Source organism: Candidatus Neomarinimicrobiota bacterium (assembly GCA_018647265.1).
Taxonomy (GTDB): Bacteria; Fidelibacterota; Marinisomatia; order Marinisomatales; family TCS55; genus TCS55.
This window is the reverse complement of record JABGTK010000130.1, coordinates 1-17713: the sequence shown is the minus strand read 5'-3', so window position 1 is coordinate 17713 and position 17713 is coordinate 1. Positions and strand designations below refer to the sequence as shown.

The following is a 17713-nucleotide window of genomic DNA, read 5'->3' as shown; positions in this document are numbered from 1 at the left end:
TGGAAAAAATTCTACCAAGTATGGATGCAATTCTTAAATGAATACAAAAATGCTGGTGGCCGAGTAACTACCGGTTCTGATAGTGGATTCATTTATAAACTTTATGGATTTGGGTTTGTTGAAGAAATGGAATTGTTGCAAGAAGCTGGTTTCCATCCGCTGGAAGTGGTGCGAGCAGCAACCCTTCATGGTGCGGAAACACTCCATAAACCATTGGGGACACCTGTAAATTTTGGAATGGTGAAAAAGGGGATGTTGGCAGACCTTGTTATTGTGGATGAAAACCCCCTTGCAAATTTCAAGGTTCTCTACGGAACCGGCGCAATCAAGATCAATGAGAAGAATGAAGTGGTTCGTGTGGGCGGTGTGAAATACACCATTAAAGACGGCATCGTTTATGATGCCAAACAGCTTTTGAAAGATGTGGAAAATATGGTCAAAAAGGCCAAACGTCGTGATGGTGACCTAAAGAAATATTAACAGAAAGATATCAATGAAACGACTAATAATTGGGGCTTTGGCCCTCAGTTTTGTTTTCGGTCAAACACCGGAAAATCTCAACAATCAAATTGACCAAATGGCTGATCGAATTGAGAGAAAAGTTATTGAATGGCGCCGGGATTTTCATGAGAATCCGGAGCTGTCTAATCGAGAATTCCGCACGGCAGAAAAAGTAGCTGCTCATCTACTCTCACTTGGGATGGAAGTTCAAACTGGTGTGGCCCATACAGGTGTGGTTGGACTTTTAAAAGGCGGTAAGCCCGGGAAAGTTGTAGCCCTTCGCGCCGATATGGATGGCCTACCGGTAAAAGAAAAAGTGGACCTTCCATTCGCCTCCAAAGCGAAAGGTATTTATCAAGATAAAGAAGTGGATGTGATGCATGCTTGTGGCCATGATAATCATATTTCGGGGCTTATGGGCACGGCGGAGATCTTGGCCAGTATTCGAGAAGATTTACCGGGAACAGTCAAATTTATTTTCCAACCGGCGGAAGAGGGTCCACCTTTGGGTGAAAAGGGCGGCGCGCCGTATATGGTAGAAGAAGGCGTAATGGATAATCCCAAAGTTGATGCCATTTTTGGACTCCATGCCTGGCCGGTATTATTGGGAACTGCCCAATATCGTTCTGGACCAATGATGGCTGCGGCTGAGCGGATGAGAATTACTGTAACCGGTGTTCAAACCCACGGCGCTGTGCCTTGGGGCGGTGTGGATCCCATTGCTATTTCATCTCAAATAATTAATGCACTGCAAACAATTGTGGCAAGAGAAGTTGATATTACAAAAGTCCCGGCAATTGTTACAATTGGGTCCATTCATGGTGGTATTCGGAATAATATTATTCCGGAAGAAGTGGTGATGGAAGGAACCATTCGCACATTTAATGAAGAAGTGCGTCAACAGATTCATGCCAGTATTCGGAATAAAGTTGAAATGATCGCTGCCGCTTCCGGTGCAAAAGCAAAATTGGAAATATTTAGTGGAATTGCTAAAGTAACTTACAATGATCCGTCTTTGACGGAGCAGATGCTGCCCTCTTTGCGTCGCGTGTATGGCGATAAAAATGTGATCGAAAGACCATACGTCACCGGTGCAGAGGATTTTCCATTTTTCACCGATCACGCCCCGGGATTGTATTTTTTTAATGGTGTTGCGGTGGATCCATCTAAAGCGTCATCAAATCATTCACCCTATTTTGCCGCAGATGAGCGGAATTTAAAATTCGGTATGAAATCCTTGGCCCAACTGGCGGTGGATTATTTGTATTTGAATCAATAGTATAAATGTCGAGACGTAGCATGCTACGTCTTTATCTTCATGTCGAAATCGAAAGGAATCCGTTACCCAGCAGACAATGCGTCTATACATAAAATCATTTTCATTGTTGATGCGAATTGCTGGGAGATTCAGGGCGTGTTTACAAAATTGATGTAAAGACGATCCGCCGGATCGTCTTTACCAAAATCATTTTGTAATCAATGTAACGAGACGAAAAGGTTTCTCCTTTTCTTTTGTATGATAGTACAAAAGGATATCTTGCTTTCCATCTTGGTTTAAATCCTTTAGCCAAGTGCCTGTTTCCATACTTGGCACCAATAAATTAACTTTGATGGGTTCAGTGTTTAAAATATTCAATTCAGGTTGACCGCCAAAGATCTGTATTTCATTCTTTTTTGTCGCCACCAGTAATTCTGCCAAGCCATCACCGCTTAAATCGCCCAATAGCATAAAGGGGAAAAACCCACCTTTTTCATCATAAATATTTACATGCGCCTTGATTTTTTTCTTTCCATCCGGATGTGAAAGGAATCGACCCCCAACCATTCTATGGGTTTCAAAATTAATGATAAGATGTCTCCCGAGTAAAACATTGATCATCCCCGTGAGTCCAATCTTAACATCATATCGGATAATATCTGTGTTGCCGTCTCCATCAATATCCCTTAACCATTGATTGGCGTAACCACCGGATTGGGTTGCTCCGCCTTTACCGTCTGAATTGGCCGCAGTAGCCTGATATTTTGAAAATAAAATCCCACCATTAGTTGCTGAACCAAAATGGACAATGTATCGACTCTTCATTTTAAACACACTGCGGCCCGTGAGAGAATGCGTTACTAAATCAGGGATGCCATCTCCGTTCATATCTTCAATGGAATGGAGTACGGTAAAGTTCGTGGATTTTCGAGTGCCGAAAATGAGTGAGAATGTATTGGATTGAGCAAAACTGAAAACGATAGAATATGTGCCGTCAGAGTCAAAATGTACATCCGTTTGGAAGGTGATAGGATTGGTTGCGAATGAGCCATCTTCAATTTGAACATATACATCAAAATGATCCTCATTCCAAAAAATGAGGTCTTTGCGGCCGTCCTGATTATAGTCAAAATTGTGAACACGGCTGAGATACCAAGGAATCGTCATGGCATTGATTCCCACTTCACCATAATTGCGTTTATCATCAAATGTGCTTTGGTTAAGGTATGGCTCTGGCGGACCGATTTTAATCGGTTCGGAAAATGTACCATCAGATAATTGCGTGGCCACCCAAAATCCATCCACACTGGGGGCAATTATATCATCCTGTCCATCGTTATTGAGGTCATGCGTTATTCTTACTTGTGGGATGCCCCATTTTGGATCAGTCCTGAATTCAAATGGGAGTTTCAACAGAAGTGAGGTTTTGCCCGTTTGGGGGTCGAACCAATTCAATTGACCCTCAGAAAATGTGACGAGCCGATCTTTTCCATTAATTATGGCCGCATCCACAAATATTGTATTTTGATGAAGTGTTGTGTCTAATGCCAACCGCCAATTGTCATCCTGAAATTGGTATATATCCAAATTGATTGTACCGGTAGAATCTCGATGAACCATTGCAATATCCATCATTTGATTCGCACTTAAAAAATTTCCTGTAACGATTCGTGTATTATCAATGAGATTGGTGGCCACCTCATATTGATCAAATGCAAAGGTAGGATTGGGAGAATCACCTTTCAATGGATTCGAAAAGAGGAGACTAAAGCAAAGAATGGTGAATTGCTTTTTCATAATGGGGGGCTTTCCATGATTGAACGGAAAGTGCTTGAGTCAATTTACGGCAATCGTTAGGGGATTATTCAGATATATGTTAGACAGGGGCGAGTAGTATTGCCCTGTCTAACTCTATCTATAATAAATTACATTATAATGATTCTACCACCACCACCACTTCCACCAAATCTTGGATTCACAACATTATTAAATTTTGATCCAAAGGTATATGAAAGACTTATTCCGGAATAATATGAAAATTGGGTAGCCAACTCTTTACGTCTCAAAAGCACATCTTCGTCCGGCAAGTCTTCATTGGCAAGATTGAGTTGATCCCTAATCCGGGAAAAAGAACCATAGAAATTCACGCTCAATCCTTTGAGAATACGCAGATTTAATGATGTGAATAATGATACTTGATTTTTTGATCCATCATGCAAGTAGGAGGATCCATTAATATTTACATCGGCGGATCCCCATGGCTGAACAAATGATGCTGAAACACGAGCGGATTGTTGCCACAGTTGCTCTTTCATTTTAAAATAAATTGTTTCTTTGACATAATTACGATCATTATATCCAATGCCATATTCGACACGAATTTGACGATGATTTGATTCCGAATAGGGAAATAAATTATATTCCACTTTTGGTGTAATGACAATACTCCGATCGAGATTACTATAAGACGATGATGACAGGGAGCCCCAAAAACCGGTTGAAAAATGTTTTCCGAGAGATTTTATAACAGAACCAGAAATTTTCTTCGAATCTTGAGTACTCTTATACTTCAAGTCGCCATAATCAAAACTGTCTTTATTTTCACTCATACGCATAGACATTCTAATCTTCTAGTTTTCTGTCACGCGAGAGGCACCAAATGAACCGGAAAGCCTTTGGGATTCATAGGTTTTTTGTCCATTGAAATTTCCGCTTAAACTCGTTCTGAATACCCATTTATTCCACTTATCTACTGGGGTAACCATCTTTTCTTTTTTAATCGGTTCAAAGGATATCATGAATCGTTCCATCATGGGATCATTTTTCATATATGGTAATAAACCCACATGCAAATACTTCACCATTTTTTTACGGATAACATCACTGGTTGCGGTTTCTTCGGTATTAAAAGTAATGGTATCACTCCGACCTTCATTGGCTTTCAAACCATAGAAAATCATATTGTATTCACTTCCACCGGAACCGGTGGTTTGAGACGTGACCAGCATATGTACATCCGCATCCTCACGATCGCGCACATGGTTTACATAGGATACCTTTTCACGAAAATAATCTTTATCACAAAATTGGCAATCTGTGAAAAGGTTTAGTGTTTGAGAAAACAATGCTGATGATATCAGCACTATGGAAATTAGATATTTCAATTTTACCCCCGTAGATTTTTTATAATTTGATTAAAGAATTTACGTATTACTTATTATACGTTCTCAATTTGTAATTTGTTTATATTGGAAAAATATGTGATTAATCGCTTCTCTACTTCCATTAATAATTTGAAAGTTAATATGTTGTATTCCTGTAATTTTGGCTATGATATTATTTGAGAAATTGATCATTGTAATTCCATTGTTATTAATGGCGTGTAACAAGGATGATCCACAGGATGATGCTTGTTTTCTAATACCCGAAACTGGACCGTGCGAAGCGTTAATTCCCCGATACTATTATGACCAAGATGAAGGTAAATGTAAGGAATTTACTTGGGGTGGATGTGAAGGTGTCGTCCCATTCAAAACGATGGAAGCTTGTAAAAGTGCTTGTGGTGAATAAACCACTTATCATGGATGGTGCCATGGGGACCGAACTCATGGCTCGCGGATTGAAATTGCCATTACCATTATGGTCGGCAGAAGCGAACCTTATGGATTCTGAAATTGTGAGTGCCGTTCATCGTGATTATGTATCCGCCGGCGCCGACATCTTAGGGACCAATACATTCCGCACGACTACATGGTCCTACCGAAAAGCGGATTATTCCCCAATGCGTGCTTCTGAACGAGCAAAGTCTAGTTTAATGAAAGCAGTAGAATTGGCACGATCTGCAAATCCGAAAGTTGTGGTGGGATCTATTACATCGATAGAAGATTGTTATGAACCTGAATCCTTTCCAGGGCGGGGAGCTGCAGAAGACACCTATGGCGAAAATGTGGAATGGTTTAACGAAGCGGGCGTGAATGTAATTCTGTTTGAAACAATGGGCCATTTGGATGAGATTGAAGTTGCACTCAATTCTGTGAATAATATGAAAATATGGTTGAGTTTAATTGTGAAGGATGGCGATCATTTATTATCGGGACATCCATTGGAATCACTATATGAATTGGCAAAAGACAAAGTAGATGTACTCATGCTGAATTGCAACACGATTGGTAAAACTGATCAAACGCTGAAAAACATGATTGATAATTGGAGCGGCGATTGGGGAGTTTATCCTAACTTGGGATTATCTGAACCTGAGCCTGATGGCGAAATTGAAGAAAAAGTGGATGACATATCATTTAATAATGTTATTTCAAAATACCTTGAAATGAACCCAATGATAATTGGATCATGTTGCGGTTCCACGCCAAAGCATACTGAAATGATTTATAAGCTAATAAACCAAGCCTAGTGATTTGGGTCACTTTCTGTCCGTCAGCAACATTGTAATTTCTGCAAAACTTAAAGTTGCAATGAAACCATTATTATCCATTTCGTTATTCATTTTATCGTTGGGGACTGCCCAAATATTGGGGGACGATTTTTATACAGCACAATCCAATGAATTTTGTTCCATGCAAAATCGTGCGATTGAATCTAATCGTTTAGAATCAATTCAGAATCCATTGGATTTAAAACCATTCGGTGAAATGCCAACTTTACAAAAGTTATCTGTAGGTGCTGACTATACATTGTCTGATTTGTCGGGTATGACAATTGGCACCATGATTACGTTACTGGATACGATTGACTATTCCCAAGTGAAGGGGCTTTTCACAAACAGTGACGAATCAAAAATATTCTATGGTGATTCGGTGCGCTTTCATGCCATGATTGATTCACTTGTCATTCGCGCCGAGAAGGCAAATTCCGATTCTGATCTTGGTGTTCAGACGCTAGTTGAAATTGTTCGCTCGGGATATTTTTTAGCATTCTATTCTCCCAATGATTATACTTATCTCACCCAAAAGCATAAAGAAAAAACATGGTCGGCCCAGCGTGCTTTTAGCGGAAATACTAATCTTGATTTTGGTACATCAGAACAGGTAAAAGCAGTCACTGCTTTTGGCGCTTTAATGGGAATCGGTTCCATTCCGGTGGAGGTTTTCCCCAAAGTGGATACATTATTAAAATCATTTCAATCCATTTTTGATTCCAACCTTTCGGATTGGTATAAAAGCAATGCACTATATTGGTTGGGTGGCGGTGTTGATTACGGCATTTTCAATCACTGGCAATTCAATGGTCGGTACACCGGTGAGGACAGCCCCTATTTTGGGTTGGTTGATTCCGTGTTTCAGCAGATGGATATTTATGCCACAACAATTCAACTTACCAAAGATAATGAATGGCTCATTAATAATTCTGTGTATTGGGGTGCTCGGATCGGTCTCCATATGCCCATTCAATCGGCACGTCAATTTTTGTCCGATGTAATTACCTATCATGGTAAGTGGACGGCGCCTTCTCTGAATGCGGTTCAATATTTGGATTTTTATTATAACGGCATCGATGAGGATGGAAATCCGATTGATGTAGTGCAGATTAAAAAAGAGGTTGAAGCGCAACTATTGCCCAACACCATTCGGTTTGATGATAGCAAAATTATTGTAAGATATGGTGACGGTGTTGAACTCAAAAAGATTAAAACGTTGTATTGGGCCATGAAAGAAGTGGAAGCGCAATTTTATCGTATTGTAATGAATGATCATCCACTGGCGGAAGGCCATGCCGATGATTCACTTACGGCTTACATTTATAATTCGCCCAGTGATTATTCTTACAACAACTTCCTCTTCGGTCTCAGCACGAATAATGGCGGTATGTATATAGAATCGTGGGGTTCATTTTTCACTTATGAGCGAACGCCTCAAGAAAGTACACTCACTTTAGAAGAACTATTTCGCCATGAATACGTCCATTACCTTCAAGGGCGATATTTGGAGCCGGGATTATGGTGGCAGCATGACATCTATGATAATGAAAGATTGACCTGGTTTGGGGAAGGGTCAGCAGAATATTTTGCGGGAAGCACACGGCTGAATGGCATCAATACACGCCACTCCATTGTGAATCAGATTTCTGTAACTCAATCTGAGCGAATGTCTCTACCTGAAGTGGTTAAAGCAACCTACAGCTCCGGCTGGAGTTTTTACCGTTATGGGGCAGCACTATTTGATTATTTATATACACACGACCTTGGCTATTGGTTGGAAATGAATCAACTTGTTATGGCAGGGAATGGGACAAAGTTTGATTCATTAATGACAAAAATGGCCGGAGATGCGAGTTTGAATGAAGCTTATCAATCCCACATGGATAGTCTTGTAACAAACCTGGGTTCTTTCAAAAATCCGGAAACATCCGATGATTATCTTAATATGATTCAGCCAATTTCATTTTCCCAAATATTAACAGATGTGCAAATTGCAATTCAAGTCCCAAGAAATCATACTTATGCCGACAACGCCAATTCTCCAGATCATTCTATTATTCAAATCAAGGGGAATGTCAATTTATCCTACTCAGACGATCCAATAAAAAATTGGGTTCAAGGAAATTCTTTTATTAATGAATCATTGATAAGTCTGTCTTCATTGAGTTGGCCTGGATATCAAACGTATTCGGGGTGGTTTTCTGAGCCAAAGTCAGTATCAATTGGCAATGGGGAAGAGGCACTTCTGTACGAAATAACCTTTCAAGGAATTTACGGGTCAGAACAAATTTTATCTATTTCAGATAAAATCCTAATTCCAGAGAAAATCACCTTACACCAGAATTTCCCCAATCCATTTAATCCATCAACAACAATACAATTTGATCTCACAAAAAATAGCCAAACATCTTTGGTGATATACAATATATTGGGTGGAGAAGTTGAAACACTTGTGAATGATCATTTGAATTCTGGTAATCATATATTTAATTGGAATGGGGGAAATAATCCCGCCGGCATGTATTTTGCTCGCTTGATAATTGAGGGTGAAACACGAACCATGAAAATGCTATATTTAAAATAAATAAAGCGTAGTTTCTCAACCCTTTTTATCTAGGCAAACAGAAATTTATGGCAGCATCAACACTAAGCGAACTTTCAATAACAGGAATGGCCCATCCAAACGGATTGGATGTTAACGCCTGCCTTGTAGCCGATGATTGGATTGATCACGACCATCCTGAAATTGTTAAAAAAGTAGAGGAACTCACAGAGGGCCTTGAAACCGATTGGGAAAAGGTCCGCGCTATTTTTGATTTCACCCGTGATGAAATTGTATACAATTTTGCACCAATCATTGAAAGTGACAATGACTTTAAGGCTTCTTCCGTATTGGCAGGAAAAAATGGCATGTGTCATCAAAAATCAAATTTGCAAGCGGCTTTATTTCGTGCGGCAGGCATTCCTGCTGCATTGACATACCAAAAAATTGTAGATCATCCTTTAATGAATACGCGATATAAAGAAATGATTCCGGATGGTGTTCTACCTTATCATGCATTGGCTGCTATTCATGTGGACGGAGAATGGTATCGAATGGAAGCAACCTTAGATTCAGGTCTTTGTGAAAGAAGGGGATATCGGAAAACTGAATTAGTCGATGAAGAAGAATCTCTTCTTCCCACCACAAAGGAAAATGGTGATCTCCATTTTGATATCATTGAGGATCATGGCTATTTTGATTCTTATCCACAGGAATTTCTAACTTCAATGCTGGCGAACAAAGAAAATTGGAAAATTTGGCGATCCTTTGTGCGAAAAGAACATTTATCTATGTAGTAAGAGAATTGGCATTATTTAATTCTTCATTATAACTTTGCCGGAACTTTTTACGACAGTTTATTGTATTTCAATCATTTATTATTATCATAAGTGAAAAACAAAAATTGAGGAGATCATAATCGGGTGATTAAAGTCACGGAATTATCTAAAAATTACGGCTCGGTTGAAGCGGTGAAATCTATATCCTTTAATATTCAGGATGGTGAAATTGTAGGCTTTTTGGGCGCAAATGGTGCGGGTAAAACAACCACACTAAAAATGATGACGGGATATTTAGTCCCGACCAATGGATCTATTGAGGTGAATGATATGAATATCATTGATCATACCCATGAAATCCAGAAAGAAATCGGGTACTTACCCGAATTAAATCCACTTTACTCAGAAATGCGCGTATATGATTATCTCGAATTTCTGGCATCAATTCGCAAAATTATAGGGCGACCATTCAAAGAAGCCTTAGCAAGAGTTGTGGAACAGTGCGGCTTAAGGGGTGTTGTTCACAAAAATATTTCTGATTGTTCCAAAGGATATAAACAACGGATTGGCTTGGCCGCAGCCATGATTCATGATCCAAAGATTTTGATATTGGATGAACCGGTTACTGGATTAGACCCTAACCAAATTGTTGAAATTCGTGGCCTTATTAAATCTTTGGGAAAAGAAAAACTGGTATTTATGTCCAGCCATATTCTTCAAGAAATTCAAGCAACCGTAGATCGAATCATAATTATTAACAAAGGTGAAATTGTGGCCAATGGGACTAGCGATGAACTCATGAGTAACTTTATGGGGAATGTTCTTTTGAATATGGAAATCAAAGGTGCAGCGCTCGAATCGGTAGAACATATTCAAGCCAAACTGCCATCGGTGAAATTTATTTCTATGGGTGAAACAAATGGCATTCAGCAAATTCAATTAGAATATGGAAAAGACAAGGATTCTCGTGAAGATATATTTAAATATGCAGTTGAAAATGACTGGTCAATACTGAAGATGACTCCTCATACAACCAACCTTGAAGATATCTTTCGCAACCTTACGACAGAAGGTGGGAACAATGCATAACATTAACACCGTCTTTCGCAGAGAAATGCAGAGCTACTTCAACAGTCCAATGGCTTACATTTTCCTAGTTATTTTTGCTGTTGTGAATGGGTATTTTTTCACCAATACATTTTTCCTTTTCGGTCAATCTGATTTGCGAATGCTATTTGACATTGTACCTTTGGTTTACCTGTTTTTCATTCCGGCAGTTGCCATGGGATTGATCGCCCGGGAAAATAATATAGGCACAATGGAAACAATTTCGACTCTACCTCTTAAGACCTTTGAATTCGTTTTAGGAAAATTTCTGGCAGGATTCTGTTTAATCCTTCTTGGATTAGTAGCGACTTCAATTCACTTTTTCACGTTAGCATCGGTTGGTACTAATGTGGATTATGGCGCCATTTTCAGCGGTTACCTTGGGTTAGCTTTAATGGGCGCTACCTTCACGGCGATAGGTACCTATGCCAGCAGTGTGACCGAGAACCAAGTTGTGGCCTTTATCATTGGAGTCTTTGTTGTTCTTGTATTTTACATGTTGGATAAAACATTGATTTTTGTACCTCACTCTTTGGCTGGATTATTTCAATTTCTGGCTGTGGATTACCATTTATCAAATATTTCCCGCGGTGTAATTGATTCAAGGAATTTGATTTACTTTTTCTCAATGATCGGCTTTTTCATTTTTCTCACAATTCAAACGGTAGAAGTACGGCGGTGGAAATAATGAAACAATTTTTAAAAAATATTGAATTAAAAAAATCGGTTTTACTTCCAGGGATTCTACTTTTTGTTATCCTGGTCCTATTGAATGGAATTTCACGCAATTGGTTTTTCCGTTGGGATTTGACCGATAATAATATGTACTCCCTGTCCGTTTCGAGTGAATCCGTCGTGAAACAGGTGGATGATTTACTCAGAATGAAAGTGTATTTCTCTGATGATTTACCCGGGGAATATGCAAACAACCGTCGCTACCTTCAGGATATTCTGGAAGAGTATGAAGCTATCTCTGATGGGAATATCCGTTTTGAATTCTTCCGTCCGGAAGATGATAAAGAAATTGAGCAGGAAGCACAGAAGGCGGGCATTATGCCAGTCCAAATGCAGGTGGTTGAGAATGATAAGATGGAAGTGAAACGCGTCCTTATGGGGATGGTAATCCTTTATGAAGATAAGAAAGAAGTGCTCCCTGTTATTCAAACGACTACTGGATTAGAATACGAAATCACATCCAAGATAAAGAAATTGGTTGAAACCAATAAGCCTACTGTAGGAATCGCTCAAATTGAAGGACAGACTAGCCAGTTTCAAAATATCCAAAATCTTCTTGGGCAGCGGTATACGGTGCAACCAGTGAATTTAAGTGAAGCTATTCCTAGTGAAATCACAGCAATACTTATGGGTGGCGTTTCTGATTCATTATCAATTGAGGCACATACCAATTTATCAGATTATCTTGAAAGAGGTGGTAACCTTCTCCTTGCTCAAGGAAGGATAAAAACAAATCTCCAAGTTCAGCAGGCATTTCCAATTCAGTCTAATATTTTTGATCTAATTGGTGATTACGGTTTTTCTATTGAACCTAATTTAGTTATTGACAAAATATGTGGGCGCGTGAACGTTCAACAGCAAATGGGGCCTATTCGTATGAATGTGCCAATGGAGTACCCCCTATTACCTGTTATTCGATCTTTCAATAAGAATGAAGCTATAGTAGCGGGTCTTGAGCAAATTCAACTTATTTTTGCCAGTGAAATAAAACAGGATTCTTCCTCCATGGGAAATATAAATTTTGTTCCATTGCTATTTACTTCAAACCAATCGGGCGAGATGAGAGGTAATTTCAATTTGAATCCTGATCCAAAGCAAAACCCATTCATTCGAATGTTTAATCAATCAGATAAGGTATTGAGTGCTCGTTCTGAAAAAATAGGAAAAAATGGGATTATGAGCCAAGTCATCCTCGTTGGCGATTCAGATTTTATGGCTGACCAAGGGGGTGGCCGTTCTCCTGAGAATCAAATATTTATCATGAATTCTGTGGACTATCTTATTGGTGACCGCGATTTAATTGCATTGCGTTCTAGGGAGATAACATCACGTCCTTTAAAAGAAGTTTCTGATGATGCGAAGAAAACATGGAAATGGGTCAATGTTGTTTTACCCTCCTTCCTAATTGTTGGCTTTGGATTAGTTCGAATGCGCCAACAAAAGCGTAGAAGTAACATCTTAGAGGAACTTTATGGGTAAGAACATGAAATGGCTTTTGATAGCATTGGGAGTGTTGGTGGTTCTTTTTGGGATTAACCAATTTCAACAAAGTAATCTTTCATCAAATAGTGACAAGGTTTTTAATCTTAATCAGGATGATATTTTTAATTTTAAAATTTCTAACGGAGAAGAAGCCATTTCACTTTCCTTTAATGGTGAAAGTTGGTCCATTGATGGGAACGATACATTGGTGGTGAAAGACAATACAGTAAATAGCTTTTTTGATAAATTATTAACGGTAAAAAGGACTTCATTGGTTTCAAATAATCAGTCCAAATGGGATAAGTTCAATGTAGGAGATTCAACTGGGATACATCTGAATCTAAAAGATCATAACGGCGAATCATTAGGCCTGCTTACCATTGGAAAATCAAATTCAGAATGGGCTTCCAGTAATATTCGAATTGGGGAAGAGATAGAAGTGTACCAGACTAATGACAATATTACATGGCAATTGAACACTTCCCCAACCTATTGGGGAGAAGTACCGCCACTGCTTAAATCGGATTCAACCGCGGTTGATTCGTTGTAAAAGAATATATTAATTCTACTCGATTTAAAATCCTGTCCGGAGAAATCTAGACAGGATTTTTTGTTTTATTTCTCGACCATTTTCTATCCCATTTAAATAATAATTAATTTAGTGATTTGTAGCATGTTGCGACATTATACACTTAAATTGACCACCCGGTCATTATAAAAATAATTATGATTTCATCCATGAACAAATTTGAACAATTACCTACTGAGAAGCAATCGCGGATTGTGAATGCGTCCATTTCTGAATTTGCAGAACGGGATTATGAAACTGCATCCATGAATACGGTTGTTAATCAAGCGGGGATTTCCAAGGGATCACTCTTTAATTATTTTAAGACAAAGCGTGTCCTTTATGATCATATTTATAAATTGGCTTTGGGAGAAGTGAAATCCTATCTCCGAAAAGTGCGGGATGAAACGGTTAATCTTCCTTTTGAAAAACGTCTTTCAAAAATAGTGGATTCGGGGGTGGAATTCATTGCGGAACATCCACGGTTGGCCAAAATTTACTTTCGACTTATTTATTCGGCAGATTCTCCGAATCGTCAGAAAATAGTTTCGGAACTCCAAAAATTATCCAATGATTATTTAGGCGAAATTATTCAAGATGCAATGGATCGAAATGAATTGAACTCTAATTTAAATAAAAGACACGCAATCTTTTTTATGGATTCAATTTTGAATCAATTTTTAAAAAATTATCACGAAGCAAAATCCTATGGGAACGCTGACCAGTTTAATAGAGATGAGTGGGTGATGGGAATAACAACATTATTTACAAAAGGTTTTAGCAAAACCACGAAGGCGCGAAGACACTGAGAAAACATTTAATGTTATTTTCATCTTTGTGACACAAAAAAATGAATGAATTAAAACAAAAAGAATATCCATCCGTTGGTGAAATGAGCGATGATCAGCGAATTGGAATTGTTAAAGATATTTTTGCATCTGTAACTGATAAATATGATTTTTTAAACCGGTTCTTATCTGGACGTCGGGATGTGGCTTGGCGAAAACGTACCGTTCAGGAAATGAAATTCTTTTCTACAAATCGCTTTTTAGATGTAGCCACGGGAACGGGTGATCTTGCCTTGGATTGTGCCAATACATATCCGAATGTTAATGTCACGGGGGTAGACTTCGTCCAAGAAATGGTCAATAATGGATTGGTAAAAGTAGATGCCCAAAATTTAAATAATCGTGTTGAATTAAAGTGGGGCGATGCTACAAATATCGAATTTGATGATAATTCTTTTGATGTGACCGCTATAGCATTCGGTATTCGAAATATTCCGGATAAAGAAAAAGCGTTATCTGAAATGAAAAGAATTATTGTTCCTGATGGACAAGTAATGGTTTTGGAGCTTACAACGCCCGAGCCTGGTCTATGGAGAAATACGTATAGTTTTTACTTGAATGGCGTTCTTCCCAAATTGGCGAAATGGTTTACAAAAAACCCTGCTGCTTATGAATATTTGGCCGATTCCATTATGAACTTTCCCACTCGTAAAGAATTCCTGAAACTAATGGAATCCATGGGATTGAAAAATTGTAAAGCCATTCCACTGACTTTTGGAGTTTGTACACTTTATATAGGTCAAAAATAAAGATTGCCACAAAAGGCGCAAAATACACAAAAAAATAAAATGAATTCAAACTTTCAAGCATTTTAGAATTTGAATTCTTTAATGCAGGAACACTCAAACACTTAATAAAAGATTATGGAAAAAAAAATAGCACTTGAAAAAATAAATGAATTTGGAAAGAATACGATGGTAGATCATCTGGGGATAGAAATTACGGATATTGGATCGGATTATATCTGTGGTAAAATGCCTGTAGATGAACGAACGGTCCAACCTTTTGGGTTGCTTCATGGTGGAGCTTCGGCTGCTTTGGCCGAAACATTAGGAAGCATCGCCGGGGGAATACAAGTGAATCGAGATACGCAAACCGTTGTGGGGATTGAAATCAATTGTAATCATTTACGAAGCGCCCGAGATGGATGGGTTTATGGGAAAGCGATGCCAATCAAACTGGGAAGGAAAATCCAAGTTTGGAATATTGAAATTAAAAATGAAGATGAAAAAATGGTGGCGGTGAGTCGATTGACTTTGGCAGTGATTGATAAATAATGGACCACGGAGACAAAGAGACACGGAGTAATAAAATGGATCTAAAATCGCTTTGGTCTGGGGCGATGGCCGAAAATGGATCTATTGCTGTTTGGCGGTGTCCACGGGAAAAGTCTATTCATTTTTTGGCTGATTTGACAGAATCACCCGCGAAAGGTCGAATTGATCTCCAGAAAACGGAAATGGGATTTATAGTTAGTCCATTTATGAATCCGGAAGGGAATGAGACGCTTTTTCTGAAAGCAGATATTCTTGCGGTTACGGATGAAAATGGAAATTGGAATGGTAATATTGGTGAACCACAGAGTCTCGGAGACGCGGAGAAGAATACAAAAATATCATTTCATTTGAATACACGGCCCGATACAGAAATTTCCGGACAAAAAAATCACTTTATTAACATGGTAAAAAAGGGGATAACTGCCATTGGTGAAGGTGAATTTGATAAGGTGGTTTCGGCTCGAACTTATGACGAACCATTGCCCAAAAATTTTGATATTATTGATCAATTTAATCGAATGGAAAAAGCATATCCTGATGCCTTTGTGAGCTTGGTTTCCATCCCCAGTCGTGGAACTTGGATGGGCGCCACACCTGAACTTTTGATTGAATCATCAGCGGACCATTTCCGAACGGTTTCTGTTGCTGGGACTCAACCCTTCCCCTTGGATAAAGATGTGTCTGAAGCGGCATGGAATCAAAAAGAAATTGAAGAACAGGCTATGGTGAGTCGCTACATTATTGAGCAATTTAAAACAATTCGATTACGGGAATTTGACGAAACAGGCCCACGGTCCGTTCGTGCCGGGAATATGATTCACTTGAAAACGGAATATATTGTTGATCTGAATGAAGTTCATTTCCCAGAATTAGGGACTGTGATGCTTAATCTACTTCATCCTACATCAGCCGTTTGTGGCATGCCGAAATTTTCAGCTTTGCGATTTATCGCCGCCAATGAACATTTGAATCGGGAATTTTACAGCGGATTTTTAGGTCCGGTAAATATGGATGGTATTTCAAAACTTTATGTGAATCTGCGTTGTATGCAAATTTTACGAACACGTGCAGTCCTTTATGCAGGCGCAGGAATTACACATGATTCTATTCCTGAAAAAGAATGGGACGAGACGGCGTTGAAATGTCAGACATTACTAGGTGTGATGAATGGAAATTCTTTACCACAGAGACACGGAGACACGGAGAACACAGAGAATATAATTGAAAAAATAAGAGAATCTCTTTGAACTCATTGGCTTTAAAAAATACCCAGCATATTTACAATTTAGTTGGGCTTTGCGCCGAATTTGGCGTGGAGAAATCGGTAGTTTGTCCCGGATCTCGTTGTGCGCCCTTGCTGATTGGATTTGGCAAACATCCTGATATTGAAACTATTTCGGTCACGGATGAGCGATCTGCTGGATTTGTGGGATTGGGATTGGCACAACAATCAGGGAAGCCGGTCGTTTTGGTTTGCACATCCGGAACTGCAGCATTGAATTTTGCGTCAGCTGTCACAGAATCATTTTATCAGCAAGTACCCTTGATTGTACTCACGGCTGACCGTCCGACGGAATGGATTGATCAGTGGGATGGGCAAACAATTCGACAAAATAATCTTTTTGGAAATCACATTAAAGGAAGTTTTGTCTATGATGAAGAAAATATGGATGTTGCCGAAATAGCATTGAATTTAGCTTTGGATGGAGCAAAAGGACCGGTGCATTTGAATATTCCTATTCGGGAGCCATTTTATCCTGAATCTTTGAAGGATGTTGTATTTACCACGGAGATACGGAGAGCGCAGAGAATAAACAATAAAAGTGTTTCTGAAGAAAATATTTTTCCTACGAAACACATAAAAAATAAAAAACAAAAAATTGAAGAATCGGTTTGGGGCGAATTTGAGTCCATTCTAGAATCATCTGAAAAGGTAATGGTTTTGGGTGGACAATTGGAGCCGAATCGTGAGTTAGCAGGATTACTGAATCAGTTGAATGTTACTGTGGTGGGTGATGTGATCTCAAATCTCCATGGCGTAAATGATGTAATATATTCAGGTGATCTACTTTATAAAAATTATTTAGCCACAAAAAGCACCCGCCTTCGTTCCACTACGGACGGGCAGGCAAAATTCGAAAAAGATAAAAATAATTTGGCTCCGGAGATTTTGATTACAAT

At 38.9% G+C, this 17713-nt stretch carries 18 protein-coding genes; 15 read left to right on the top strand and 3 right to left on the bottom strand.

From position 1 onward, the window contains the following. Together HN459_07830 and HN459_07825 are read left to right on the top strand one after the other, a co-directional pair. On the top strand, nucleotides 1–480 hold a 480-nt coding region (locus tag HN459_07830; GenBank protein MBT3479354.1), incomplete at its 5' end, for an amidohydrolase family protein. 13 nt (nucleotides 481–493) lie between these two features. Then, nucleotides 494–1780 carry an amidohydrolase gene (locus HN459_07825; protein ID MBT3479353.1) on the top strand — a complete coding sequence of 429 codons (1287 nt, stop codon included), beginning with the start codon at nucleotides 494–496 and terminating at the stop codon, nucleotides 1778–1780. 186 nt (nucleotides 1781–1966) lie between these two features. On the opposite strand, the gene HN459_07820 is transcribed toward HN459_07825, so the two are convergent. From HN459_07820 to HN459_07810, 3 genes are all read right to left on the bottom strand, one after another. Further along, on the bottom strand, nucleotides 1967–3556 hold the full coding sequence (locus tag HN459_07820) for a VCBS repeat-containing protein (GenBank protein ID MBT3479352.1): 1590 nt from the start codon (nucleotides 3554–3556) through the stop codon (nucleotides 1967–1969). Nucleotides 3557–3684: 128 nt separating this feature from the next. Then, nucleotides 3685–4380: a hypothetical protein gene (locus tag HN459_07815; GenBank protein ID MBT3479351.1), complete on the bottom strand. Its 696-nt coding sequence runs from the start codon at nucleotides 4378–4380 to the stop codon at nucleotides 3685–3687. 9 nt (nucleotides 4381–4389) lie between these two features. Further along, a complete protein-coding gene (locus HN459_07810; protein ID MBT3479350.1) occupies nucleotides 4390–4923 on the bottom strand; it encodes a hypothetical protein in 534 nt (177 codons plus the stop codon). A gap of 166 nt (nucleotides 4924–5089) precedes the next feature. On the opposite strand from HN459_07810, the gene HN459_07805 reads away from it, so the two are divergent. The 13 genes from HN459_07805 to HN459_07745 all read left to right on the top strand — a co-directional run. Then, nucleotides 5090–5329 carry a proteinase inhibitor I4 serpin gene (locus HN459_07805; GenBank protein ID MBT3479349.1) on the top strand — a complete coding sequence of 80 codons (240 nt, stop codon included), beginning with the start codon at nucleotides 5090–5092 and terminating at the stop codon, nucleotides 5327–5329. Continuing rightward, nucleotides 5322–6170 (top strand): homocysteine S-methyltransferase family protein, encoded by an 849-nt coding sequence (locus HN459_07800; GenBank protein ID MBT3479348.1) that lies wholly within the window; start codon nucleotides 5322–5324, stop codon nucleotides 6168–6170. Before HN459_07805 ends, HN459_07800 begins: the two co-directional genes overlap by 8 nt. Before the next feature lie 61 nt (nucleotides 6171–6231). After that, nucleotides 6232–8778, top strand: a complete 2547-nt coding sequence (locus HN459_07795) for a T9SS type A sorting domain-containing protein (GenBank protein ID MBT3479347.1) — start codon at nucleotides 6232–6234, stop codon at nucleotides 8776–8778. 47 nt (nucleotides 8779–8825) lie between these two features. Further along, nucleotides 8826–9533, top strand: coding sequence for a transglutaminase domain-containing protein (locus tag HN459_07790; GenBank protein ID MBT3479346.1), 708 nt, complete (start codon nucleotides 8826–8828; stop codon nucleotides 9531–9533). Between the two features lie 126 nt (nucleotides 9534–9659). Further along, the gene (locus HN459_07785; GenBank protein MBT3479345.1) at nucleotides 9660–10604 is read left to right on the top strand and encodes an ATP-binding cassette domain-containing protein; all 945 of its coding nucleotides are present in this window, start codon (nucleotides 9660–9662) and stop codon (nucleotides 10602–10604) included. Next, on the top strand, nucleotides 10597–11310 hold the full coding sequence (locus HN459_07780) for an ABC transporter permease subunit (GenBank protein ID MBT3479344.1): 714 nt from the start codon (nucleotides 10597–10599) through the stop codon (nucleotides 11308–11310). Before HN459_07785 ends, HN459_07780 begins: the two co-directional genes overlap by 8 nt. Continuing rightward, nucleotides 11310–12836, top strand: a complete 1527-nt coding sequence (locus HN459_07775; GenBank protein MBT3479343.1) for a GldG family protein — start codon at nucleotides 11310–11312, stop codon at nucleotides 12834–12836. Before HN459_07780 ends, HN459_07775 begins: the two co-directional genes overlap by 1 nt. Further along, nucleotides 12829–13389, top strand: a complete 561-nt coding sequence (locus HN459_07770) for a DUF4340 domain-containing protein (protein ID MBT3479342.1) — start codon at nucleotides 12829–12831, stop codon at nucleotides 13387–13389. Before HN459_07775 ends, HN459_07770 begins: the two co-directional genes overlap by 8 nt. Nucleotides 13390–13565: 176 nt before the next feature. Continuing rightward, nucleotides 13566–14216 (top strand): TetR/AcrR family transcriptional regulator, encoded by a 651-nt coding sequence (locus HN459_07765; protein ID MBT3479341.1) that lies wholly within the window; start codon nucleotides 13566–13568, stop codon nucleotides 14214–14216. A 41-nt stretch (nucleotides 14217–14257) separates the two neighbouring features. Further along, complete coding sequence (ubiE, locus tag HN459_07760; protein MBT3479340.1) at nucleotides 14258–15004, top strand: bifunctional demethylmenaquinone methyltransferase/2-methoxy-6-polyprenyl-1,4-benzoquinol methylase UbiE; 747 nt, start codon at nucleotides 14258–14260, stop codon at nucleotides 15002–15004. 114 nt (nucleotides 15005–15118) lie between these two features. After that, the gene (locus HN459_07755) at nucleotides 15119–15532 is read left to right on the top strand and encodes a hotdog fold thioesterase (protein MBT3479339.1); all 414 of its coding nucleotides are present in this window, start codon (nucleotides 15119–15121) and stop codon (nucleotides 15530–15532) included. Beyond that, complete coding sequence (locus HN459_07750; protein ID MBT3479338.1) at nucleotides 15532–16779, top strand: chorismate-binding protein; 1248 nt, start codon at nucleotides 15532–15534, stop codon at nucleotides 16777–16779. Before HN459_07755 ends, HN459_07750 begins: the two co-directional genes overlap by 1 nt. A 29-nt stretch (nucleotides 16780–16808) precedes the next feature. Beyond that, a partial coding sequence (locus tag HN459_07745; protein ID MBT3479337.1) for a hypothetical protein occupies nucleotides 16809–17713 on the top strand: 905 nt, incomplete at its 3' end.